The 22,091-nt window shown below is 44.0% G+C and carries 22 protein-coding genes; 11 read left to right on the top strand and 11 right to left on the bottom strand.

Annotated elements, in window-relative coordinates; genetic code table 11:
- The first annotated feature begins 375 nt into the window (after positions 1–375).
- The 11 genes from DW082_RS03305 (at position 376) to DW082_RS03350 (ending at position 14,260) form a co-directional block, all read left to right on the top strand.
- Positions 376–1,560, top strand: a complete 1,185-nt coding sequence (locus tag DW082_RS03305) for a hypothetical protein (protein WP_147386951.1) — start codon at positions 376–378, stop codon at positions 1,558–1,560.
- A 24-nt stretch (positions 1,561–1,584) separates the two neighbouring features.
- Positions 1,585–3,072 carry a radical SAM/SPASM domain-containing protein gene (locus DW082_RS03310; protein WP_118457310.1) on the top strand — a complete coding sequence of 496 codons (1,488 nt, stop codon included), beginning with the start codon at positions 1,585–1,587 and terminating at the stop codon, positions 3,070–3,072.
- Positions 3,073–3,099: 27 nt separating this feature from the next.
- Positions 3,100–5,313 (top strand): peptidase domain-containing ABC transporter, encoded by a 2,214-nt coding sequence (locus DW082_RS03315; protein ID WP_118457312.1) that lies wholly within the window; start codon positions 3,100–3,102, stop codon positions 5,311–5,313.
- Between the two features lie 14 nt (positions 5,314–5,327).
- Positions 5,328–6,617, top strand: coding sequence for an HlyD family secretion protein (locus tag DW082_RS03320; RefSeq protein WP_118457314.1), 1,290 nt, complete (start codon positions 5,328–5,330; stop codon positions 6,615–6,617).
- A 13-nt stretch (positions 6,618–6,630) separates the two neighbouring features.
- Entirely contained in the window at positions 6,631–7,581 is a 951-nt protein-coding gene (locus DW082_RS03325; RefSeq protein ID WP_118457315.1) for a glycosyltransferase family 2 protein, read from the top strand.
- Positions 7,582–7,622: 41 nt separating this feature from the next.
- Positions 7,623–9,695 (top strand): DUF5722 domain-containing protein, encoded by a 2,073-nt coding sequence (locus tag DW082_RS03330; protein WP_118457317.1) that lies wholly within the window; start codon positions 7,623–7,625, stop codon positions 9,693–9,695.
- Positions 9,688–9,873 (top strand): hypothetical protein, encoded by a 186-nt coding sequence (locus DW082_RS14445; RefSeq protein WP_182424087.1) that lies wholly within the window; start codon positions 9,688–9,690, stop codon positions 9,871–9,873. The genes DW082_RS03330 and DW082_RS14445 overlap by 8 nt, the downstream gene beginning before the upstream one ends.
- Positions 9,870–10,823 carry a lanthionine synthetase LanC family protein gene (locus DW082_RS03335; RefSeq protein WP_259335491.1) on the top strand — a complete coding sequence of 318 codons (954 nt, stop codon included), beginning with the start codon at positions 9,870–9,872 and terminating at the stop codon, positions 10,821–10,823. The genes DW082_RS14445 and DW082_RS03335 overlap by 4 nt, the downstream gene beginning before the upstream one ends.
- A gap of 12 nt (positions 10,824–10,835) precedes the next feature.
- A complete protein-coding gene (locus DW082_RS03340) occupies positions 10,836–12,176 on the top strand; it encodes a TolC family protein (RefSeq protein WP_118457494.1) in 1,341 nt (446 codons plus the stop codon).
- An 11-nt stretch (positions 12,177–12,187) separates the two neighbouring features.
- Positions 12,188–13,831, top strand: coding sequence for a class I SAM-dependent methyltransferase (locus tag DW082_RS03345; RefSeq protein ID WP_147386952.1), 1,644 nt, complete (start codon positions 12,188–12,190; stop codon positions 13,829–13,831).
- A gap of 111 nt (positions 13,832–13,942) precedes the next feature.
- Entirely contained in the window at positions 13,943–14,260 is a 318-nt protein-coding gene (locus tag DW082_RS03350; RefSeq protein WP_118457323.1) for a hypothetical protein, read from the top strand.
- A 257-nt stretch (positions 14,261–14,517) separates the two neighbouring features.
- Here the strand turns inward: DW082_RS03350 and DW082_RS03355 are convergent, their stop codons facing one another.
- From DW082_RS03355 to DW082_RS03405, 11 genes are all read right to left on the bottom strand, one after another.
- Positions 14,518–15,330, bottom strand: a complete 813-nt coding sequence (locus tag DW082_RS03355) for a glycosyltransferase family 92 protein (protein ID WP_118457325.1) — start codon at positions 15,328–15,330, stop codon at positions 14,518–14,520.
- A gap of 128 nt (positions 15,331–15,458) precedes the next feature.
- Complete coding sequence (locus DW082_RS03360; protein ID WP_118457327.1) at positions 15,459–15,935, bottom strand: TraQ conjugal transfer family protein; 477 nt, start codon at positions 15,933–15,935, stop codon at positions 15,459–15,461.
- An 11-nt stretch (positions 15,936–15,946) separates the two neighbouring features.
- Positions 15,947–16,537 carry a conjugal transfer protein TraO gene (locus DW082_RS03365; RefSeq protein ID WP_118457329.1) on the bottom strand — a complete coding sequence of 197 codons (591 nt, stop codon included), beginning with the start codon at positions 16,535–16,537 and terminating at the stop codon, positions 15,947–15,949.
- Complete coding sequence (gene traN / locus DW082_RS03370; protein WP_118457331.1) at positions 16,538–17,431, bottom strand: conjugative transposon protein TraN; 894 nt, start codon at positions 17,429–17,431, stop codon at positions 16,538–16,540.
- A 14-nt stretch (positions 17,432–17,445) separates the two neighbouring features.
- Entirely contained in the window at positions 17,446–18,714 is a 1,269-nt protein-coding gene (gene traM / locus DW082_RS03375) for a conjugative transposon protein TraM (protein ID WP_118457333.1), read from the bottom strand.
- Positions 18,715–18,730: 16 nt separating this feature from the next.
- A complete protein-coding gene (locus DW082_RS03380; protein ID WP_118457335.1) occupies positions 18,731–18,952 on the bottom strand; it encodes a hypothetical protein in 222 nt (73 codons plus the stop codon).
- Complete coding sequence (traK, locus tag DW082_RS03385; protein WP_101573009.1) at positions 18,942–19,565, bottom strand: conjugative transposon protein TraK; 624 nt, start codon at positions 19,563–19,565, stop codon at positions 18,942–18,944. The genes DW082_RS03380 and traK overlap by 11 nt, the downstream gene beginning before the upstream one ends.
- Positions 19,566–19,569: 4 nt before the next feature.
- On the bottom strand, positions 19,570–20,619 hold the full coding sequence (gene traJ, locus DW082_RS03390; RefSeq protein WP_101573007.1) for a conjugative transposon protein TraJ: 1,050 nt from the start codon (positions 20,617–20,619) through the stop codon (positions 19,570–19,572).
- 22 nt (positions 20,620–20,641) lie between these two features.
- Positions 20,642–21,280, bottom strand: a complete 639-nt coding sequence (locus DW082_RS03395) for a DUF4141 domain-containing protein (protein WP_118457337.1) — start codon at positions 21,278–21,280, stop codon at positions 20,642–20,644.
- Positions 21,281–21,282: 2 nt separating this feature from the next.
- Entirely contained in the window at positions 21,283–21,651 is a 369-nt protein-coding gene (locus DW082_RS03400; protein WP_101573004.1) for a hypothetical protein, read from the bottom strand.
- The gene (locus DW082_RS03405; RefSeq protein ID WP_101573002.1) at positions 21,638–22,084 is read right to left on the bottom strand and encodes a hypothetical protein; all 447 of its coding nucleotides are present in this window, start codon (positions 22,082–22,084) and stop codon (positions 21,638–21,640) included. Before DW082_RS03405 ends, DW082_RS03400 begins: the two co-directional genes overlap by 14 nt.
- Between the last annotated feature and the right edge of the window lie 7 nt (positions 22,085–22,091).

Genomic DNA, 22,091 nt, shown 5'->3' on the forward strand with positions numbered 1-22,091 from the left:
CTTATGATCTAAAAGAGTATTTGAAAGGAATACATTATTCCTTGTCGTTGAAATGATATAAACGACAAATATTACACTGTTTTTTTATTAACTTAAAATCTGAAAAGGAATGAGAGAATTAAAAAAAGCTCACCCTGAATGAAGCAACAACAATCCCCAAAGAAAAATTGAAGCATCTTCTTGGAGGTTTTTCGGATGATATAATGCTAGCAGACTATCAATGCGATGGGGCTTCGCCCTGTCAAGATGGATGTAAAGAGGGGTGCAAAGACAATTGTAAGAAAAATTGTCAGACAGGGAAAAAGTAATAAATTAAACTCTTTATTGAGGATATGTTGCTATTGTGACATATCCTCTTCTTAATAAAACTTCAGTATGATAAGAAATGTTAAAATTCTAAAAATTTGTTTTCTACTCATTGCTTTTTTTGTGACATTCAATTGTTTTTCACAAAAAAGCGCACTGAAACCTTATATAGATTTTCTTCAATGTCAAAATACATCAGCTGTAGACTATGTATTTGAACTTTTTGAAAAATATGATATTATAATTTTGGGAGAAAGAGATCATCGTGACATGTCTCAATATCAATTTGTCTCCGAAATTATTTCGGATCGGCGTTTCATTCAAAATGTGGGTCACATTTTTACTGAAATTGGAGCAACTAATCAAACAGAAAGAGCGAATAATATACTTGGGAGTGAATACGAGAGTTATCTGGATTTTGAAAAAGATTTAATGGAGTTATACAGAGATTTGAGCTCGAGTTATATATGGGAAAAATATAATTATTGGTATTTACTTTCAGCAATATACAGGATCAACACTTCATTGAATGACAATCAAAATCTTACCCTCCATTTTACCGATATAAATTTCGATTGGAATAACTACTTCGATATAAATGCTTATACGGATATATATAGCCGAGACAGTATCATGGGGTGCAATTTCATCAATGAATTCGACAAAATATTGCAAAACCAAGATGAACCAAGAAAGAAGGCTTTAGTCATTTTTAACAGTCGCCACAGTTTCAGGGATCATTCCAAAGCTACTTGGCGGAAATCAGCAGCTTCGGTTCTTTTTGAACACTATCCCGAACGAGTTGCCAATGTTATGATTAATACCACAAACTTCACTGATGTTATCGACGGCCCAGATTATCTAATCGAACAGGGCCAATGGGACGCTGCATTTAAACACGTGGGCAATCCCAGAATCGGGTTTGACATGATTGATTCACCGTTTGGAGAGGCAATATTGGAGTATTACGATTCACCTCATGAAATCAGGTATAAAGATGTTTTTACAGGATTTATCTTTTATAAGCCGATATCGGAATGGATACTCATGACCGGAATACCCGGATTTGTAGATGAGGATTTTAAGTCAGAGTATATACGACGTTACAAACTTCAATTCCCAAACGCTGAAGTGAGAAATATTTTAAGATTCGACATACCTTATTGCAATACTCTTAAAATAAGAGATAATTATGAGGGAAATGACCTTTCCCGTGAACAGGTTGAAAAATGGATAAACTATTGGCTTGAATAAATTTACTTTCAAACTTTTAATGTGATGAAAAGACAATATGTAATGAATCCTGGATACATGCTTGTACCTGATGGAACTAGAGTTTTATTCGTAAGTCAGGATAATGTTGATCCTGGAGTTAAACATGATGATAATTGGACTAGTTACATTCATCCATTTAATGCACAATTACTTGCATTTTTTAATGGGAAGAATACATTAGAAGAGGTTATTGTGAAAGCATCCGATTTTTTTGGACTTACGATTAATGAAATAGAAAAAATAGTGACTGGATATATTGAGAACGAAAAATCATTTGCCATATCCTATAACACAAATTACATGCATTTTCCCGTCAATGTGCTGGTAAATAAAACTAAAATCCAAAATAAATACAAAACATACTGCGTGGAAGATTTTATTTTGAATGGAGAAGCTGATCTAACTACCCGAAGAACTTCATTTCCGTTATCTATTAATCTAGAGCTAACAATGAAATGCCATACGGATTGTATTTATTGTTATGCAAATAGAAAAATGCACAACAAAGAAATGCCACTGGAAATGGTGCTTTCTATAATAAGACAGGCTAAAAAAATAGGTGTCGTAAATTTTGACATTAGCGGAGGAGAGGTATTATTACATCCGCATTATAAGGAAGTTATATCTGAGTTGCTTATAAATGGTTATACTCCATTTATTTCTACTAAAGTTCCTGTTAAAAAGGATAAATTACAGACATTGAAAAATATAGGTGTAAAAGAAATACAAATTTCATTAGACTCAATAAATCCTGAAACGCTTTCCAAAATTCTAAATGTATCTTCAAATTATGCAGATGCAATAAAAGATACCGTCAGATTTACAGAAGAGGTAGGACTGGAACTTAGAGTGCATTCTATAATAAATTCTCACAATTGTTCTGATGAAGAGATTGAAACTCTTGTAAATTTTCTTTCTAACTTTTCAAATTTGAAAAGTTTGCAGTTTACACCAGCAGGATATTCATTATACAAAGAAGGGCTATACGAGCAATTTCGTCCTCCTAAGGTATTTATGGAACGAATATCTAAAAAAATAGAGGAGTTTCGTGAACAACATCCCAAAATCACATTTAACCTCAGCGAAGCAGATTTTCCAGAAGATTACCATTATGAATGTCGTAAAAAGAATTTTCCGGAACGTGCTACTTGTACAGGAAATATGCATAGTATGGTGATTCTTCCCGATGGGCGCGTTACTATATGCGAAGAATTATATGATCATCCTGATTTTATAATTGGTGACTTAACAAAAAACACAATCAATGAGGTTTGGAATTCGGATAAAGCAAAAAATCTTTTTTTCTTGTCCAAACAATTTATAAGTGAAGAAAGTGCATGTAAAAAATGTGATCAATTTGATAATTGTCGTCAAGGACGCGGAGTTTGTTGGAAAATGGTAATGTATGCTTATGGGAAACAAAACTGGGATTATCCTGATCCTCGATGCCCCGAAGCTCCCAAAATGTTCAATGATATATGTATTATATAAACTCAAGAGAAAAAAGGTTTTGTATAAATGAAGTTTCCTCATTATTTGCAGCTGGATGCAATGGATTGCGGTCCTACGTGCCTCAGAATGATTGCCAAATTTTATGGTAAAAATTATTCATTGAGGTCATTACGTACTAAATGCCACATTACCCGTGCCGGAGTATCCATGCTGGGGATAAGTGATGCAGCGGAGTCATTAGGTTTCAGAACAAAAGGCGTTAAGATTACATGGGAACAATTGCGCGATGAAGTTCCTTTACCTTGTGTAGTCCATTGGAATCAGCAGCATTTCGTTGTTGTGTATGATATTAAAAAGAAAAAATGGAGAAACAACGAAGAGTTAATTTATGTATCCGATCCTGCACAAAGTAATCTTGTTTATCGCCGAGAAGAATTTCTAAAATGCTGGTATTCCACTGAGTCAAAAGAGGGTTCCCAAAAACAAGGAACGGCTTTGTTATTTGAACCGACTCCCAAATTTTATAATAACGAGGAGGAGAAAGAACCGGGACTCCGATTAAAGTATTTGCTTGGTTATTTACGGCCTTACAGGCGTTTTATTTTTCAGCTATTTTTAGCCATGCTGACAGGTAGTGTCATCAGCCTGATTTTCCCTTTTATCACGCAATCCGTCGTCGATTTCGGTATCAATAACAGCAACCTGAATTTCATTATCGCGGCTTTGATCGCTCAGGTCGTACTGACTTTTGGACAAACCGCGAATGGCTTGGTGCAAAGCTGGTTATCCCTTCATGTCACGACCCGGATAAGTATTGCATTTATTTCCGATTTTTTAAGCAAACTTATGCGACTGCCCATTTCATTTTTTGATGTGAAGATGTTGGGAGATATCATGCAGCGAATCGGAGATAACGGTCGAATACAGTCTTTTTTAACAGGGACTTTAATCAGCATGGTCTTCTCTGTTTTCACATTTGTGATATATTCTGTTATTATGGCAGGTTATCATGCAGGCATACTGGCTATATTTCTTACCGGAAGTTTGTTGTATGCTTGTTGGGTACTAGTCTTTTTGAAACAGCGTCGAAAATTGGATTATAAACGTTTCCAGCAGGCGGCGGACAACCAAAGCAGTATCGTACAGATGATCAATGGAATGCAGGAGATCAAACTCAATAACTGCGAAAAGCAAAAGCGCTGGGAATGGGAACGGATTCAGGCTAAACTTTATAAAATATCCATTCAATCGATGACTTTAGGACAAACCCAGCAGGTCGGAGGATTATTCATCGACCAGACAAAAAATGTTTTCGTTTCGTTTTTGGCTGCCAAAGCGGTAGTTGACGGAAACATGACGTTAGGTATGATGATGGCCATGCAATACATATTGGGGCAGTTGAACGGTCCCATTTCTCAGTTTATCGGATTCATTCAGGAGGCGCAGGATGCAAAAATCAGTACGGAACGATTGAACGAGATCAACGACATGGATGACGAAGAACCCGCTGACGAAGATAAAATACAGAATATTCCCCCTCACAAAAATATCGTATTGAAAGATGTAATGTTTCAATACGAAGGTCCCCATTCTGAAAAAGTGTTGGACGGTATCAATCTGACCATAGAAGCGAATAAAGTGACTGCGATAGTAGGGATAAGCGGTAGCGGGAAAACGACTCTGTTAAAATTGATGTTAGGCTTTTACCAACCGGTCGAAGGCGAAATTACTTTGGATGGCATTCCGATCAAACGGTACAGCGATTCGAAGTGGAGGCGTAACTGCGGTGTCGTTATGCAGGAAGGATATATTTTTTCCGATTCTTTAGAATGCAATATTGGAGTCGTTGATGAAATCCCGGACCTCGGAAAAGTTCAGAATGCAGTAAAAACAGCCAATATCGAAGATTATGTGGAAGGTCTTCCATTGAGATATAACACCAAAATCGGAGCAGACGGCCAAGGTTTAAGCACGGGCCAAAAACAACGTCTACTGATAGCCCGTGCAGTTTATAAAGACCCTGCATATATATTTTTCGACGAAGCGACCAATTCTTTGGATGCCAACAATGAGAAAACGATTATGAATAATATGAAACTGTTTTTTAAAGATAGAACCGTAGTCGTCGTGGCCCATCGTTTAAGCACAGTAAAAAATGCCGATACAATCGTTGTGCTGGAAAAAGGGAAAATCGTGGAGCAAGGTAATCATACAGAACTGATAGCAAAAAAAGGGGCTTATTTTAATCTGGTAAAAGACCAGTTAGAATTAGGAAATTAAAAAACAAAGAAATTATGCCAAGACCTATATACAGCGACGAAGTGCAGGAAATCATGGGGCGTATTCCCGGATGGGTCGTCCGATGGGGACTATCAGTGATTTTTTCTATATTCATTGTACTACTTGGCGTCACTTATTTTTTTAAATATCCGAAAGTCGTCACATCTTCTATTGTGCTGACCACGACGAATCCTCCAACCGATCTGATCGCTCGTTCGACAGGGAAGGTGGAACATATATTAGTCGAGAACGGCCAGTTTGTTCTGCCGAACGAATTAATCGCCGTATTGTTCAATACGGCCGATTACCGATCTGTCCTTCAATTGGAAAAGATATTGTCTGATTCCTTGTTTTCTTTGGTTACAGGAAACGCGTATTTCGAAAATGAAACAAATCAATTAGGTGAATTACAACCCTATTACACAGCGTTGGAAAAGACCTGTAAATCTTATGACCATTATACGCAAACAGGAGCGATCCCCCAACAAAAAAATCAGATCGAACAACAAATAAAAATGCTGTATGCAGGTTTACAGGCACAGGAAAAACAGTTGGCGATTCTTCAAAGAGACCTCCGGTTCGAACAAAACAATCAAAAGCGGGATTCCGTATTATTCCATTCACATGCATTGACGGAAGCTGATTACGATGCGAGCCTTCAGAAACTGCTTCAAAAGGAATTATCCGTTACATCTCAACAAAATTCCATTATTTCAACAAAAACGAATATTCTGAGTCAACAAAAACTATTGACGGACCTAACCATCCAATATGACAACGAGCAAAATGAATTCCAACTACAATTCGATGAACAACACGCTCAGTTATTGGCCCAAATCAAATTATGGAAAGACAAATATATATTGGAGACTCCAATCGCAGGGAAAATCACATTTACAAAATATTGGGCCGAAAATCAAAATATTACCACAGGAGATCGCTTGGCAACAATTGTACCCAAGGATTCTACGCAGATTATCGGAAGGATAACCATTCCGTCTTCAGGGCTCGGTAAAGTCGAAATCGGACAACAGGTCAATGTCAAGCTGAACGGATTTCCGTATATGGAGTACGGCTTGCTGAAAGGACGTTTGATTTCCATATCTTCTGTCCCGGAAACGATCAATCAAACGGAAATAGGTTATATAGGCGAAGTCGCATTTCCCCAGGGGATGGTATCCAGCTATAAAAATAAATTCCGTTTTATTCAGCAAATGGATGGAACGGCAGAAATTATCACAAAAGATACCCGTTTAATCGAACGGTTTGTCCAACCCATAGAATCTTTATTTAACAATCAGTAAATACAATATCATTATGCGTCTTTCTGTTGCTATGTGCACTTATAACGGAGAACAATATATCTGGGAGCAATTGATGTCTATTCGAAATCAAACGTTACAAGTCGATGAAATCATCATTTGTGACGATTGTTCTAAAGATGATACCGTTGAAATAATCGAGAATTTAATTTGTCAGTACAACTTGCCGATTCAATTACATATCAATACATGGAATCACGGTTATCGAAGAAATTTCGAACAGGCTATTTGTCGTTGTTCTGGCGATATTATCTTTTTGTCGGATCAGGACGATATTTGGTTGCCTACAAAGGTCGAAACTATTATCAGCTATTTTAACAGTAACCCGGATAAGGAATTCGTTTTTACCAATGCCGTACTTGTTAATACGGCAGGAATACCGAGTTATAATCAAACGCTTTTCGATGTGTTGGGTTTGGACAAGAAAACTCTCGATTTATTCGATAAAGGGTATGCGCTCGAAATGTTAAGTGTGTATTGCCGTGTAACTGGGGCTACATGCGCCTTACGCGCTTCCGCAATGCCCTATTGCATTCCTTTATCCAATATCGTCGCTCATGACGAAATGATTGCTATGACATCTGCTTTTCGAAATAAGATAGCATATATCAATCAATGTTTGATCAAATACAGACAGCACGGAAAACAAACCATCGGTTTGAGAATGGCAATCAGACATCCCGGAGAAAAATGGGAATATACTTCGAATATTATGATGTGGCATGATGCCTTAATAGAAAAGAATGACGAGAATGCCCACGGACACTTACATTTTATTTACCGACGTTTTTGGACCCTGCGTTCATCTTGGGCGTTGCTTAGAATTATCCGGATGTATCTGTCCGGTTGGTATAAAAAATATTATACTAATGCGGAAGCCGTATTTTGGTGGGATGTCAGAACTGTGTTTTTTAGAATGAAGCGTAAAATAAAATTCATTGGATAATTTAAAAGTGCTTCAGCTTAATTTAAAACGAACATGAAAATATGGCAAATTCATCTATACTTGAAATAATTTCTGAACATACTTATGTTCCGTTAACCCAAGCAGGGAAAAATAGGTATGAGTTTTTTTTGACAGATATAAGTACTTTGCCTCTCCGGATCAAACGGAAGCATTGGGATGTAGATCAATGTGTATTAACGTTCGATTATAAATGCACTTCTTTTATTTCCCATATCGGAATTCAGATAAGATCTAAAGAGATAATAGTCCGTAATATCGAGGTGGCTCGAAATTGGAAAACCTTTTCATTCGATTTAACGGATTATAAAGACTGGTTCTTGCAGTATATATTGACTTTAAAGACATCTTTACAAATAACTATAGCTCCGATAATAGCTTCTGAAGCTATTGTGTTTCAGATTAAAAATATACGATTACGTGCCAGAACTCCCGAAGAGCAGAAAAAAGCGGCAGACAAGGAAGCTTCTAAAAAGCAATCTGATAAAAAAAAGATTCAACAAAAACGTTATTTATATGATTTTGTCTTTCCTAACGAGATCGACCGGATCGAAACAAATGAAAAAGAAATCAGGATACAGGGGCAGATCGTTGCAAATCCATCTCTGGCTGTTTTTTTATGCGAATTGCCTATTTTCAAAGATTTGGCAATATGCAATATGACAGAAATCATTGAACTCAAACCGGAAAATGGACAATTCGAAATATTAGTTCCTCGCATTGCAAAATATAACGAAACGTTTTACGATCGAATCTATTCCCGTTGGTTTTTGGCTTATCGCAGTAACGACGAACTTTATATGTGTTCATACGGTCGATATGTCACAAAAACTTACATAGGACACCATTTCCCTCCACTCACTCCCCAAACGAAAAAAGGGCTGGGCGATTTTAAATACAACCATTTATATACGGATCTGAAAGACCTCGGGATATCCTATATTTCATTCAATATCCGGATCAATAATTTTTTGCGTCTTACTTCCTCCCCTGATCATATTCCGTTCGAATATAATGGCAAAACATACTATGCAGATAAACGAAAAATCGAGAAATACGACAGAACGATTCGTTGTGCTGCCGAACATGGTATCAATGTATCTGCAATTATTTTGGTTTACCCGGAACTATGGAGTCGGGATTCTCAGGTAGGACGTATATTGGAACATCCGGAATATAAACGTTGCGGAGCTTATACCATGCCGAATTTGACTAATATTGACTCAGTTAATTTGTATGCCGCCGCTTTGGATTTTTTAGCAGCCCGTTATAATCGTCCGGATGGAAAGTATGGTCGAATTCATAGATGGATCGTACATAATGAAGTCAACTCCGGAAACGTATGGACGAACGCCGGTAACAAAAAACTTGTCGAATTTATGGATATTTACGTCAAGTCCATGCGGATGGTTTATTATACGGCTCGGAAATACGATGCGGATGCTGAAGTCTTTATCTCGTTGGACCATTGCTGGAATGAAGAGTATGTAGAGCCGAATTGTTATCCGGGAGCTAAAGTTATGGATACATTAATGGCTTACTGTAAAGCAGAAGGAGATTTTAAATGGGGAGTAGCGATTCACCCTTATCCGGAAAATTTGCTCGACCCCAAAGCATGGCTGGATAAAAAAGCCACTTATGCGACTGATACGCCTTATATCACGTTTAAAAATCTGGAAGTATTGGATGACTGGATCAAGCATACGGCCTCTACCTATGAAGGGAAAAAACGGACATTGTTATTGTCGGAACAGAATCCCAATTCAATGGACTATACAGATGAGGCATTACAGGAACAAGCCGCAGGATTGGCTTATGCATGGAAAAAAATGGAGGTTTGCGACGGAATCGATGCCTACTTCGCGCATAGTTGGATCGATGCCCATTTTGAAGGTGGGTTGAAAACCGGGTTGAGAAAATATCCCGATGACCCCGATGATCCATATGGGATAAAACTCTCTTGGAAAGTTTTTCGGGATGCCGGAACCGAAAACGAGAAGCAAACTTTTGAATTTGCTAAGGAAATAATCAGAATCTCGTCTTGGTCCGAAATAACCCATCCTGTGGAAAACATAAAACGAATATCCGATGAATAAGACACTAATATTTACCGAAGCGAATCAAAAAAATATTTGGCAGAAGATAGACGAGATAGCTCTCGTGTTGATGAGATTTGATCAGGATTATGATCCGTTTTTGATGTGCGGCGAAGCGGCATCCAGTTGTTTTTATTTCATCGCTGTTTTGAACTGGATGATGAAGAAAATTATGTGAAAATTTCAGATAGATATGGTCAGCGAATTGATAATATTCATAAGAAAACTTTATATATAAACGATCCTCAAAAATGCAATGCCGGTTTAGCCGGTGGATTGAGCGGTATAGGATGGATGCTCGATTATATGATTCGGTATCCTATGATCGATGCCGACCTTTTTGAGGTGATGGGAAGTGCCGATCCGAAAGTATTTCGGCGAATGATTTACGATGTGCAGGAAGATCGATACGATCTGCTGCAAGGTGCTGTAGGTATCGCATTGTATTGCGTGAACCGCAACGAAAGATTCTCCCGTGAATATTTAAATAGATTCGTTGCGGAACTGTATAAAAGAATGACGCTCGGCAAATTGAACGATATTCAGGATTATAGTATCCCATCCGGCTTATCGGGACTTTATTTGCTGGTTCGGAAAATACGGCTGAAATATCCGGATATGGATTATATAGCAGAGCTTGCGGACAATCTCGAAAATCAGTTGAAATGTCAGGCTATCTCACTGGAAAATACGTTGAATACGCTTCCCGGTTGGAGCCAGTCGGAAGTCGGCGTACTATGGAGCCTTTTACACATTCCGGAAACAAGAGATAGGGCGCTGGAACAATGGGTACAATATGGAAAATTGCATCATGAGCACGATCATGAATATCTGGAAGCCGGATTGTACGGAGGCTGTTTCAGTCTCGGCCATCTGTTTAACCGAATATATCGTTTGTCTGGTTGTTCGGAATTTCGGGAATTATCGTCCGATTTTTTGTGCCGAGGATTAAGTCATGCGAATTATACGGACAAAAAGACGGGTTATAGGTTATGGTACACGGGAATCAATGGCGTATATGGAGTGCATTATGGATTGCTGGGTGGTCTGGCTGGAATCGGCTTGGCACTTCTGGCGGCGGTTTCCGAAAAAGAATCCGCTTGGGATGAATCGTTACTATTGTCATAGACTATGTTCATTATGAGAAAAATAATTGTTTGCATATGCGGATTTTTGTTCCTGTGTATAAAATGTCCTGCACAGGAAAAATGGTCGCTTCAGCAATGTATCGATTATGCTCTGCGAAATAACGTGTCTATCAAAAAGGCCGAATTCAACAGCCAACTATCCGAATTGGACCTTAATACGGCTAAAAACAGCCGTTTGCCATCCGTGTCCGGGAGTTTAGGGCATACGAACTATTTCGGACGGGGACCTTCCCGTGACGGGACATATCAAGATAACAACCAAATGTCTACGAGCGGGAGCATTTCAGGAAGCATGACAATTTTCAACGGAATGCGTATAAAACACCAGATCAAAAGTCTGGCAGCCGGTTTCGAGGCGACATTGGAAGATCTTCAAAAAGCAAAGAACGATGTAATATTGAATATTACGGCTTATTACCTGCAAGTTCTCCAATACAAGGAGTTGGTTCGGATAGCAGCTTCTCAGGTAGAACTGAGCCGCTTGCAGGTGGACAGAAGCCAGCTATTCGTAGATAACGGGAAAATGCTGGAGTCGGAATTGTTGGAAAGCAAGGCTTTATGGGCGCAGGATAAATTGAACCTGACTCAAAACAATAACAACTTGTCAACGGCTCTTTTGGAGTTAAGCCAGGCATTAAACAGAACATCATCGGTGGGTTTCGATGTTATAGAACCATCCGGCGATGAACTGTTAAAAACCGCACTGCATAGCTTACAGGCATACGATACGACTTTGCTGTTTTCACGAATAGACAATCGTCCTGAAATTCGCTCCGCATCGTTAAACCTTCAAAGCAGTTGGCATAACCTTCGCATTGCTCAAGCGGCCAGATATCCATCGGTATCTTTATCCGGAGGTTATAGTAACAGTTACTACTATTCGTTTGTTACAGGGTATAATAACGCGGCATTCCGGCAACAACTTAAAAATAACGGAAGTGAGTATGTGGGTATAAATCTTTCCATACCGATATTTAATGGACTAGCAACACGGAATCAGATTCGGGCCTCACGTATCAATATCAAGTTCCAGGAGGTGGTCTTGGATGAAACTAAAATGGCTTTGCGTAAAGAGATCGAAACCGCTTTACAGAATGCAGAAAATGCCTATCAAAAATATTTGTCTGCACAGGAGTCTTACAAAGCCGCTTCGGAATCGTTCCGATATGAAAATGAAAAAATGAAAGTCGGGAGATCTACCATGCTGGATTATAATAACGTTAAAACTAAAATGGAAAAATCCGAATCCGATATGGTACAGGCAAAATATGAAGTTATATTCAATTGTAAGATTTTGGATTTTTACGCACAAGAAAGATTTGCAAACAATTAATTAATAAGATTTTGGCAACACGCTTAGATATAATCAATTATCTGATAAAAGCCCGTCATTACACCTCCTATCTTGAGATAGGAATGGATAACCCGGCTGTCAATTTTCAGAAGGTTCGATGCGCGGAGAAAGAATCGGTCGATCCGTATGATCCGAATAGCAGGTATTGTACAGACTGGACACAGGAAAAGTTAAAAGAGTATCTTCCTTTTCTAACATATCGTATGACTTCGGACCAGTTTTTTGAAGTTTATCCTCAGAAAAAATACGATGTGATATTTATCGATGGGTTACATCTCGAAAATCAGGTAGATAGGGATATATTCAATGCTTTAAAACATCTGAATCCGGGTGGAGTGGTTATTGTACACGATTGTCTTCCTACAACTCCGCAATCTCAATCGGAAGAAAACCCGACAGGAGACTGGGTCGGAACGGTTTGGCGTTCTATCGTAAAATATACATTATATACACCTTGTAATGTCAAGGTAATCGATACGGATTGGGGAGTAGGAATTATTGAATATACGGACGACACGGATTTTGTCGTCCCGGAACGGCTTGATATGGACTATGCTCATTTTTTATTTCACAGAGATGAGTTTATGCATATTTACAATTGGACACAGATATCTGATGTTATCGACGCCTCAGACCGAACCGTATTTTTTTATCCGGAACGATTGCAAAAGATTACGAATGTTTTGCTTCGCAATTTGGATGCATTGACCGATTTAGGATTGGCTAATGGCAAAATGGGGGTGGCTCTTTATTTGTATCGGTTGAATAAAGTAGTCAATGATCAATATTTGGAAAATGTTGCAGATGAATTATTCAATACTGTTATAGATAGTATTGCCAAAGAAAATATATCCTGGGATTTTACGCAAGGATTGAGCGGAATCGGATGGGCGATAAATCGGCTGATTTTAGATGGCGGCATTCGATGTTCGGATAAAAGTATTCTGAAAGATATGGATAAAATCGCCATCCGTATTCTCAGATTACAAAGTTATAATTTTGATATAATTGTAGGTTATTTACTTTATGGAATTGGACGCATTAATCCATCTGTGAAACATATACGTCAGAAAACCAAAATGGCTTTAATCGAGTCCATTCAATTACAAGTGTATAATCTTTTGTTATTGAGTAACAAACATCATTTTTCGATTAAACAAGATGGTCTAAAGGATTTCGATATTACATGGTATTTCCCTTGGTTACTATGGGGCCTAATTCAATTGAAACAATTAGATGTTGCTCACAGTTTATCTGAAAAATTAATTTCGTCGTTTTTACCGCAAGTTGAACTTATACAACAAAATAGAGAAATACATTTCTGCAATCGCTTTTTTCTGTATTTAGTGTTGCTTAACGGAGGATATCATGTATCGTTTGATCTGCCCCCGCGAATGTGGGAATTGATCAATAACCCTTCTCTGAAAAACGGAGTTGCAGGTATCCTATTTATACTAAAACTGCTAACCTCCTCCTGCGACTTTCTGGAGCTAAAACAAAAATTGTTTTTCAGATTGACTGAGTTTGAAAGTTCCGAAAATTCGACAGGGGATCGTCAGGGGACTATCGTTCCCGCCAATTGTTTCGGATTGCTGGAAGGAATTGCCGGCGTTGGAATATGTAATATTTATTAAAAAGCATAATTTTTGGTATACCACATTCAATTTTTGAAAAAAAATAATTTAAACCCCAAATTTATTCTTACCTTTAAAAGTTATTGATAACGATTGACTAAAAATAATATTATGTCACGAACAAAACTTCCTGAAAATCTGAGTGATTTTACAGCGATCTATATCCAGAAGCCAATCAGTTCGATTATTGAAGAACTTTTTGCTACGAGAAACGAATTGAAAGCGATAAAAATAAATACAAAAAAACAAGCAAAATATGATATCAATTTAATGAAGGAGGAACTAAAGCGCCTTAAAGCGATTGAAAAAAAATACAATCAAATCCTTCAATTTGCAGTATCCGATGACCAAGCTCCTGTCCCTCCTCTGCAAGCTAATACAAACAAAAGGAGAGGTCGCCCCCGAAAAACAGACAGCAATCCTCAATGATATTAGAAATCATCTGATTTTCTAGTTCCCAAATTTCAAACCATCAGAACATCAGTGACCAATAAAATTTTTGTGTTATCCATAAATATTCATCATTGAAGATTTAAATGTAACACTTTCGTAATGAAATAGAAATCTTTTCCGTCCGTTCTTGGCCAAGTACCTGCATAATTCAGGATTTTCAAGAAGGTTAATATTAGGCAATTCCTGCCAATCTTATTGTTTTATTTACGATAAAGAATTCAACAGATAAAGACTCAGTAATTTGACTCTCTGGCGATCCTGAACCGGTTATAAGTATCGATCGTTTCTTTGTATTTCAGTTCGATTTCATCTTTTCGTGGAAGCATTCCGGGATTGTACTCCCAAAATTCTTCTACCGCGCGGGTGTGCAACGTATCCGAAATACCTTTCCCGATTTTCCCGAGCCATTCTTCGAAACTTTTGGTGAAATAGTGGTTGAGTTGAATCGTTTCGTTCGAAAAGTCGCAGAAAGCCTGGGGAACGTATCTGAATTTTTCATTGACGGCGTAATATTCTTCGTCATAGCGTGGATAGTGTGAACTATCGACTGTATTCACATAATCAGGACGGACGATACTTTTCACATGACGGTTCGCCGGAAAATCATAGGGTAGCGGTTCCGTATAATTCTGCATGACCGGTCCTTCGGGTTTTTCGATATGGCCGTTGGCCGTATGGATCACCCAGTTCATGCAGACTCCCGCATATTCGTCGTAATCGGCCAGAAAAGCGTGGATGTCCCGGTGCTTTTTCAGGATAATGAATTCATCGAGATCGATATAGGCAATCCATTTCGTTCGGCCGTGCATGTTATATAAACAATGCGTATATGCCTTCAATTGCGGGGTATTGGTTATCGGACAGTCGATAACCTCCACGACTCCTTTCCGGACATACGCTTCGAGGGTTTGTTTGGCAGGGATCACGCTGTTGTTGTCGTACAGGACGAAATGCTCGACCCCGATGCCGAGGTGATGCTCCACCCATTCGACCAGATAAGGCGTTTCGTCTTTCAGGATGGCGCAGATGATAATATTGTATTTCATTTTGAATAGGATTGGTTATACACCCTAAATATAACGATAAAATATTAAAACACAAAGAACTAAATATTTAAAGCAATAATGGCGGAAGAATTTTCTTCCGCCATTCGACAGTTTCCCTGCACTTGCTTTTATTCCGTCTGCGGTTCTTTCCGCCCGATGTCGAAACTCACGGCCAGCTCGGTCTGCTGTCCGAAATTGTCCCGGACGATGAACCGTACTTCGGCGTTTTTGTCCGACAGGCTGCGGTACCACAGGGTGAACACCTGCCGCATCGGATCGCTCCGGTCGATCCCGGCCATATCGTTCAGCGCATGGAGCTCGCGGTTTACCAGCAGCGTCCCCTCGTCGTCCGTCACTTCGCCTTTGCCTTTCATCTGGATGTACCCGATGTAATACTCCGCATCGTGGAAATCTCCCTCCCTTGTCAGTGTCAGGCGGATCTCCACGTTTTCCCCTTCGGCGATTTCTTCGGGCAGATGCCACGAGGTCAGCCGGAAGGGATAAGCCTGCTTCACGTCGATTTTATCGTTGCAGGCCCAAAGTGCCAGCGCGGTCAGCAAGACCGTACAGCCGGCCGCTATCGTCTTTACCATAACGGTTTCCATATTTTTCGTTTTTAATAAATCATAATCCTAAGTCCCACACCCAACAACGTATGGAAACAAGAAACGGATGATCCACCCATTATCCGCTCTCTTAGCATCAACAGCAACACCGCCCGATCACACAGATACGCTTCGCCGCTCAAAGTGATTTCTCCGCCATAAATGAAATTGTTCCTATTTTTCAATGCAGCTCCATCATAGAGTCGCTTTTCGCCCCGATTGACCGTTTCATATCCCAATAGCCCGGAAACTCCCGTCATTGCCATAAAATTATCCCGGCGGTCATGCACAATAGGAACAAAATATCCTGCCCCAGCCGTAAACTGCTCTTTAGGCAGCATCGCTTCCCGGTACGGGTAGTCCTTTCTCAGATACCCGACTCCGAACTCCCAGTAACGTGTTTTCCGGACATAGCGGACTACCGACAGTTCCGCATGAAAGCTCCACGCTCCGTATCCGTCACGCAGCAGGAAACCGCCGCAAGCGCCCCCGCCGAGCTGAACGCCCGTCTGTCCGGGCAGACACCGCTGTGCGGAGAGTTCGGTCGCCGGCCCCTGCAGTCCCGCTGCGGCCAGCAAAATGAATAACATCTTTCGTATCATCTATTCGATTTTCAGTTCATCCATTTCTCGTGCTCCGACCAAACGACTGTTTTCGATTTCGAAACGCTGATGCCGTCCGCCATTCCGCTCATAAACTTCCATGACCAACACTTTATCATCCGGAATCGTAAACTTGCGGAATACAAATACGTTTCGTATCATGGCTTCCGCATCCACGCGCATAATCTCGTCGAATACCCGTACCGGATTTACAAAAGTTTCCTGTACGGCTGTACGGCGTGCGGTTTTCTTGTCGCAAATCTTAAAACGTATGTAATCGATGTCGAAAGCCACCTTCGAACGATTCCGCATCGACACGTGCAAATAGAACAGATCGCCGTGTACATAAACTCCGCGCAACAGAACTTCTATGCCGAAACGGTTACTGCCGACACTTTTGATATCCCGGACGTTCCGCCTGAGAATCGTGTACATGATCCGGTTGACCGTAAGGGGCGTCTCCCCGGATAATTCATCGAGACGTATATACATTTGCCGGTTCGCAAAATCCGAGTAGGGATCTTTGTGCAACCAGTCTTCCATCTCGATATTGAGTCGGGACGGATTCTCGGAGTAGACTGCCGTGAAAGAGTAAAAGCATCCATCGGCTGTAATGACCGAAAAGTTCGTCTCTCCCTCGAAGCCCTGTTTCGCGGCTTTGACGCGCACGACGTTCCGCGCCCCGTCCGCCTTGTCCGCGATCAGGTCGAGACTCCCCAGATCGACATAAACCGCCTCCGAGGGGAAAAGGATGTGGAGCGTTTTGCTGAAAGCGACCTCTACCCGGCAGGGCTCCACGACCTGCCGCTGTGAAAACGTGCGGACGGTATCCTGTGCCTGTGCTTCCGCAAAGGAGAGGAGTGCCAGCGCCGCTGCAAACGATAGATGTTTCATAATATCGATTCAGTTTACTGTTCGGAAATCAGAAGAACGCCGTACCCGGCTTTGACCGATACTTTCGCTTCCCGCATCTTCGAGGCGAGGTACTGCGATCCGCCGCTCATCACGCCGCGCACGACGTCCATTGCGACCTGCTGTCCCGCGCTGCGGGCGAAGGATATGCTCGTGCCCAGACCGGCCCCGATACTGGCGGCTCCCTCCTTGAGCGCCGTGCGTTCCGCCGTATTGGGAATATAGAGCCCGGCCTGCCCGTCCGTATCGTAGGCCGTAAGAGCGACCGGAATGATGCTGCCCCCGTATTCGATCGAGGTGACGACGACCGACAGGCGCTGCCCGTCGATCCTTCCTGCGGCATAAAGTACCGTGTTTTCCGGCACTTCCGTTTCTCCGGCCATCAGGGGTTCGAGCAGCCGCAGTTTCAGCCGCGCGTCTCCGTTTACGGTCTGGTCCTCGGCGATGCAGGTCCGAATGGCGTTCGCAGGCAAGGCGTCCGAAGCGCCTACCGGGGTGTGGAATCCGGTATTATGCGGCGGGGTGTTCTCTGCGGCGGCCGCGGAATCCTCCGAAGGACGGGCCAGCGTCGATACGATCCGACTCGGGGGACGCCGCACTTTCGTGACCGGAACCCGATCGCCTCTTGCCGCCGGCATTTCCGTCCGCGCCTTTTCGGGCGTCTCGAAATACTTCGTGGCCAAAGCGTACTGCCTTTCGACCAGTTCCATCGGATCGGGGCGGGCAAGGCTCTCGGCGGCCTCTTTCGCGGCCAACTCTCCGCGCAGCCGTTCGAGCTCCCGCTCCAGATCTGCGGTGCGCGGCGCCGGAGCCGGATCGCTGTAAAACGATTCGATCTGCCGGGCCATCTCCCGATGGGCGTCCTGCGAACGGTCGATACCGCCCGCAGGCAGCGACGTCGTTATCCGTAACGCGCTGTCCGGTTCGGGAAGCGATACCGCCTCTCCGAGAGACTGTATCTTATTCCCGGCGAGCGCCTCGGCTTCCACCTTTTCGGCGGCTTTCTGCCGGCTGGCTTCGATCCGCTGCACCTTCCCGTCCGGAATCGTCGTATTGATCCCGCCCGTGCCGGGTTCCTCCCCGGCGTCCGTGCCTCCGAAGATCAGGTACATGAAAGCGCAAAAGGGAATGAGCATCAGCAGGGCGGCCACGGCGGTTCTCTTTTGCGCCTGCCGCTGCGGATCGGTGCGCTTTCGCTCTTTATTTTCCGTCCCGGCCGTCTGCGTGCGGCTCTCGGGACGTTCTTCCGTTTTCTCGTTCATCATTCGATATTTTCAAAGGTTATCTTACCGTTTCGATTGCCGTGCCCATAGAAGGAGTCCCGGCCTCCGGCTCCGTTCCGCCCAAGAACATGGACAGGCAGAGTCCGGCCAATACGAGTATCATCGCTGCGGCTGCGGCCGTACGTTTCCGGGGCGAAAGCTCTTCGAGCAGGGAGGCGCACTTTCCTATGGCATGATCCCGAAGCGCACGCGGCACTTTCATCCATTCTTTAGCGGTCATAGGTGCGGAGGTCTTTGTTTTCGACGACCGTCAGGTTTCCGATCAGGAATCCCTGCGGATTGGCGTCCGAACGCACGGCGTCGATCAGCGTACAAGTAGTTACGAGCGACCGTTCGGTAACGGTGCTCTCGCGCACGATCTTCTGCGTGGCATAGGCGCGGGCCCGGTAGGGATACGCATTCATGTCGCACACTACGCTGTCTACCTGCGTGGTCTGGAGAATGCCTCCCGCGATCAGGCGGTTGAAATAGCCTTTCTCCATCAGTACCTTGTAGTAGTTCATCGCGCTGCGGTCGGCCATCAGCAGGGCGCGGTTGACGTTGCCTTCGATCGCCGACTTTTCGGGACCGTAGGTGAAGAAAAGCTCGTGAAAGCGGCGCACATGCTCGCGGGCTTCGACGGGCCGGTTTTGCCGGAGATCCTGCGAAAGGGCCAGCATCAGGCTCTTGCCCTGATCCAGCACGTAGATCTTCTCGCGCTGGGCCTCGGCATAGCGGTACGACATCCATACGGCGCAAAGGGTTACGGCCGCACACAGCGCGAGGAAGACCAGCGTGAACAGGCGGATCTGCCGGAACCCGGTTTCGATGTTTTTCAGACTTTTGAATTCCATAAATTTAAGATTTTCGGGAGGCGGCGGACGGGGGCTTGGCCGTCATGGATTTCCACAGATGAGCCGTCTTGCCCCATGCGTATCCGGCGGTTCCCGTAACGAGGTTCTTGGCTTTCATGCCGGCGGCGTTGAGCTTGCGGTTGTAGGCTCCGAAGCCGGAAGCCTGTACGACCCATCCCGCCACCGAAGGAATGGTGAAGTAGCCGATGATCCCCACGACCATGAACAGAATGTAGATCGAGTTGTTGGAGTCCACGAAATAGAAAGGATCGACGAGCATACGGTCCATATCCTGTTGCAGCGAAAGCGTCTGGATACGGGCCAGCACCGCGCCGAAAATATCGGCGACGGGCAGCCAGAGATATACGCTGACGTACTTGGCGAACCAGTGTACCAGCGAGTCCCGGAAGCCGTCGAAGACCGATACGGCGAACACCAGCGGTCCGAGAATCGAAAGCACGATCAGGTAGAACGTCCGGATAATATCGACGATGACCGACGCGATCTCGAACAGTTGTTCGAGCAGCCAGCGGAATGCGCTTACGCATAGCGAGCGCAGGCTGAAAGAGGCGCGTTCTTCGTACATATTCTCCATCGCGTTCAGGTCTTCGGGAGACCATCCCAGTTCTCCGATCTGCCGGTCGAACTCCTCGTCGGAGACGTAATAGGCCGTAGAGGGATTTCGCGCGAGGCTTTCCCGTTCCAGATCGTCCTTTTGCCGCTGGTATCGCCGCATGTCGAGCGTGCGGTCGGTCAGCAACTGGTGCGCTCCCGTCACGACGGGGCTGAGTATTCCGTTCAGTCCGCCCAGCACGAGCGGCTGAAAGAGCATGATGCACAGCCCCAGCGCGAAGGGCCTCAGCAGCGGAAAAAGGTCGATGGCTTCGCCCCGGGCCATCGACTGCCAGACGCGGTAGGAGATGTAGAGCAGAGCGCCGAGTCCGGCGATCGCCGAGGCGATGCGGGTCATGTGACCGCACAGAGGCATCATATCGTCGTAAAGCATCCGCAACAAGGCATGCATATTGTCGGGAATCGAAAGCGGTAAAAGCATATCCGTTCGTTATCAAGCGTTCTTACCAATACTTTTCTCCTTCGCTGCCTCCGTAAAGGGCCATGATACGCTCCGTATTATCCTTTTTGCGCGAGCGCAGCAGGGATACCGAGATGTTTTTGCGCGTATAGTAGGCCGTGAGGCTCCGGCAGCGCAGCAGCCCGGCATGAACCCGTTCGATGACGTCGAGGCGGTCCTTGTCGGTCATACTCATCTCCGTTGGATTGACAATCTCCTTCAGATCCTGCAAGGCATGGGTGCTCTCCTGCAACAGCCGGGTGTATCCGTAGGCGATCGCCGAAAGTTCCTTCTGCGAAAAGTTATCGTCGGAGAGCATCCGTCGGTAGCCGTCCATGTAGATGTCTGATATCTCACCGACCAGCAGAACGCACTGCTGTGCCTTGCGGGCGTTTTTGACCAGGTTGCTGACGCTTTTGAGTTTGTCGTAATATTGCTTGCCCTGTTGGTAAATGCGGGCGGTCTCCTCGAAGTTCTTAAGCATCGTGGCCGCCGTAGAGGAGGTCTCGACCATCTCGTTGGTCGAGTTGATGATGCTCTGCACCAGATTAGACGGGTCGAATACGGTCCATTGGGCGCTCGCCTTCGTGCCGCACAGCAGAACGAAAAGGCAGAGGAGCACGCGTTCGGTTCTCTTTTTCATGGTTATCCGTTTTGTCGTTTGAATGTGCCGTATCCCTCGATCTGCATCCGGTCTTCGTCCCGGTCGAGCAGCAGGGCGCTTTCACGAAAGTCGTCTAAGAAGAGGTTTCCTTCGGCGTCCTGCATGATTTCGATACTTCGCGTACGCCGATGTCCATTGAGCGGATTGCCGCTGCGCCTCACCCAGTAAAAACGGCCCTGCTGTTCGCATACCTGACTCACGGAACCCTCTTCGGTCTGTTTCCACACGCCGCACAGGGCCTCCCGATCGGAGGCTTCCATTCGCACGAACTCGTGCCGGGGAGTGCTCAACATACTGAGCATCGAGTCGATGGCATGAAGGATCTGGCCGTATTTCTTAGATTTCGTCATAGGAGAATCGGTTAAAATCGGTTTCACATGCCGCGCGGCGCAATACCTCGTCCTCGGCTTCGAACAGGCCGAGCGTACCGGCTCTCAGCAGCCCGGTGTGGGAATCGTAACAGAACTGTTCGCTGCCCGGGGAACCGTCGTCGGCGAGCACTGTCAGACGGCCGCGCCGGAAGACGACGTATAGCTCCCGCTCGATCTGCTTGTAACAGCGCGAGGTGTCGCACAGCAGGGCCGTATAGCCCGCCCCCTGCTTGCGGATCAACAGACCGCGGTTGCCCTCGCGGGCGATCCAACTGCCGCAGATCCGGTCGTTCTGCGTCTCGTCGCACAGGGAAGCCGCCGTATCGACGAACAAATTTCCGAAGTCTATGCCCCGACGCATCAGGGCCAACAGTCCGGGAAACTCCCCGGCTTCGTTTTTTCTTTTTGCCATGGATTAT

The organism is Alistipes sp. AF48-12, from assembly GCF_003477565.1.
Classification (GTDB): Bacteria; Bacteroidota; Bacteroidia; order Bacteroidales; family Rikenellaceae; genus Alistipes_A; species Alistipes_A hominis.

What these genes read in the sequence shown, in the direction of transcription:
- DW082_RS03365 (WP_118457329.1), bottom strand. Translation starts at nt 16,537, where the DNA reads ATGATACGAAAGATGTTATTCATTTTGCTGGCCGCAGCGGGACTGCAG.
- DW082_RS03380 (WP_118457335.1), bottom strand. Translation starts at nt 18,952, where the DNA reads ATGACCGCTAAAGAATGGATGAAAGTGCCGCGTGCGCTTCGGGATCAT.
- DW082_RS03360 (WP_118457327.1), bottom strand. Translation starts at nt 15,935, where the DNA reads ATGGAAACCGTTATGGTAAAGACGATAGCGGCCGGCTGTACGGTCTTG.
- DW082_RS03395 (WP_118457337.1), bottom strand. Translation starts at nt 21,280, where the DNA reads ATGAAAAAGAGAACCGAACGCGTGCTCCTCTGCCTTTTCGTTCTGCTG.
- DW082_RS03310 (WP_118457310.1), top strand. Translation starts at nt 1,585, where the DNA reads ATGAAAAGACAATATGTAATGAATCCTGGATACATGCTTGTACCTGAT.
- DW082_RS03400 (WP_101573004.1), bottom strand. Translation starts at nt 21,651, where the DNA reads ATGACGAAATCTAAGAAATACGGCCAGATCCTTCATGCCATCGACTCG.
- traN (WP_118457331.1), bottom strand. Translation starts at nt 17,431, where the DNA reads ATGAAACATCTATCGTTTGCAGCGGCGCTGGCACTCCTCTCCTTTGCG.
- DW082_RS03405 (WP_101573002.1), bottom strand. Translation starts at nt 22,084, where the DNA reads ATGGCAAAAAGAAAAAACGAAGCCGGGGAGTTTCCCGGACTGTTGGCC.
- DW082_RS03330 (WP_118457317.1), top strand. Translation starts at nt 7,623, where the DNA reads ATGGCAAATTCATCTATACTTGAAATAATTTCTGAACATACTTATGTT.
- traM (WP_118457333.1), bottom strand. Translation starts at nt 18,714, where the DNA reads ATGATGAACGAGAAAACGGAAGAACGTCCCGAGAGCCGCACGCAGACG.
- DW082_RS03315 (WP_118457312.1), top strand. Translation starts at nt 3,100, where the DNA reads ATGAAGTTTCCTCATTATTTGCAGCTGGATGCAATGGATTGCGGTCCT.
- DW082_RS03320 (WP_118457314.1), top strand. Translation starts at nt 5,328, where the DNA reads ATGCCAAGACCTATATACAGCGACGAAGTGCAGGAAATCATGGGGCGT.
- DW082_RS14445 (WP_182424087.1), top strand. Translation starts at nt 9,688, where the DNA reads ATGAATAAGACACTAATATTTACCGAAGCGAATCAAAAAAATATTTGG.
- traK (WP_101573009.1), bottom strand. Translation starts at nt 19,565, where the DNA reads ATGGAATTCAAAAGTCTGAAAAACATCGAAACCGGGTTCCGGCAGATC.
- DW082_RS03355 (WP_118457325.1), bottom strand. Translation starts at nt 15,330, where the DNA reads ATGAAATACAATATTATCATCTGCGCCATCCTGAAAGACGAAACGCCT.
- traJ (WP_101573007.1), bottom strand. Translation starts at nt 20,619, where the DNA reads ATGCTTTTACCGCTTTCGATTCCCGACAATATGCATGCCTTGTTGCGG.
- DW082_RS03305 (WP_147386951.1), top strand. Translation starts at nt 376, where the DNA reads ATGATAAGAAATGTTAAAATTCTAAAAATTTGTTTTCTACTCATTGCT.
- DW082_RS03350 (WP_118457323.1), top strand. Translation starts at nt 13,943, where the DNA reads ATGTCACGAACAAAACTTCCTGAAAATCTGAGTGATTTTACAGCGATC.
- DW082_RS03340 (WP_118457494.1), top strand. Translation starts at nt 10,836, where the DNA reads ATGAGAAAAATAATTGTTTGCATATGCGGATTTTTGTTCCTGTGTATA.
- DW082_RS03325 (WP_118457315.1), top strand. Translation starts at nt 6,631, where the DNA reads ATGCGTCTTTCTGTTGCTATGTGCACTTATAACGGAGAACAATATATC.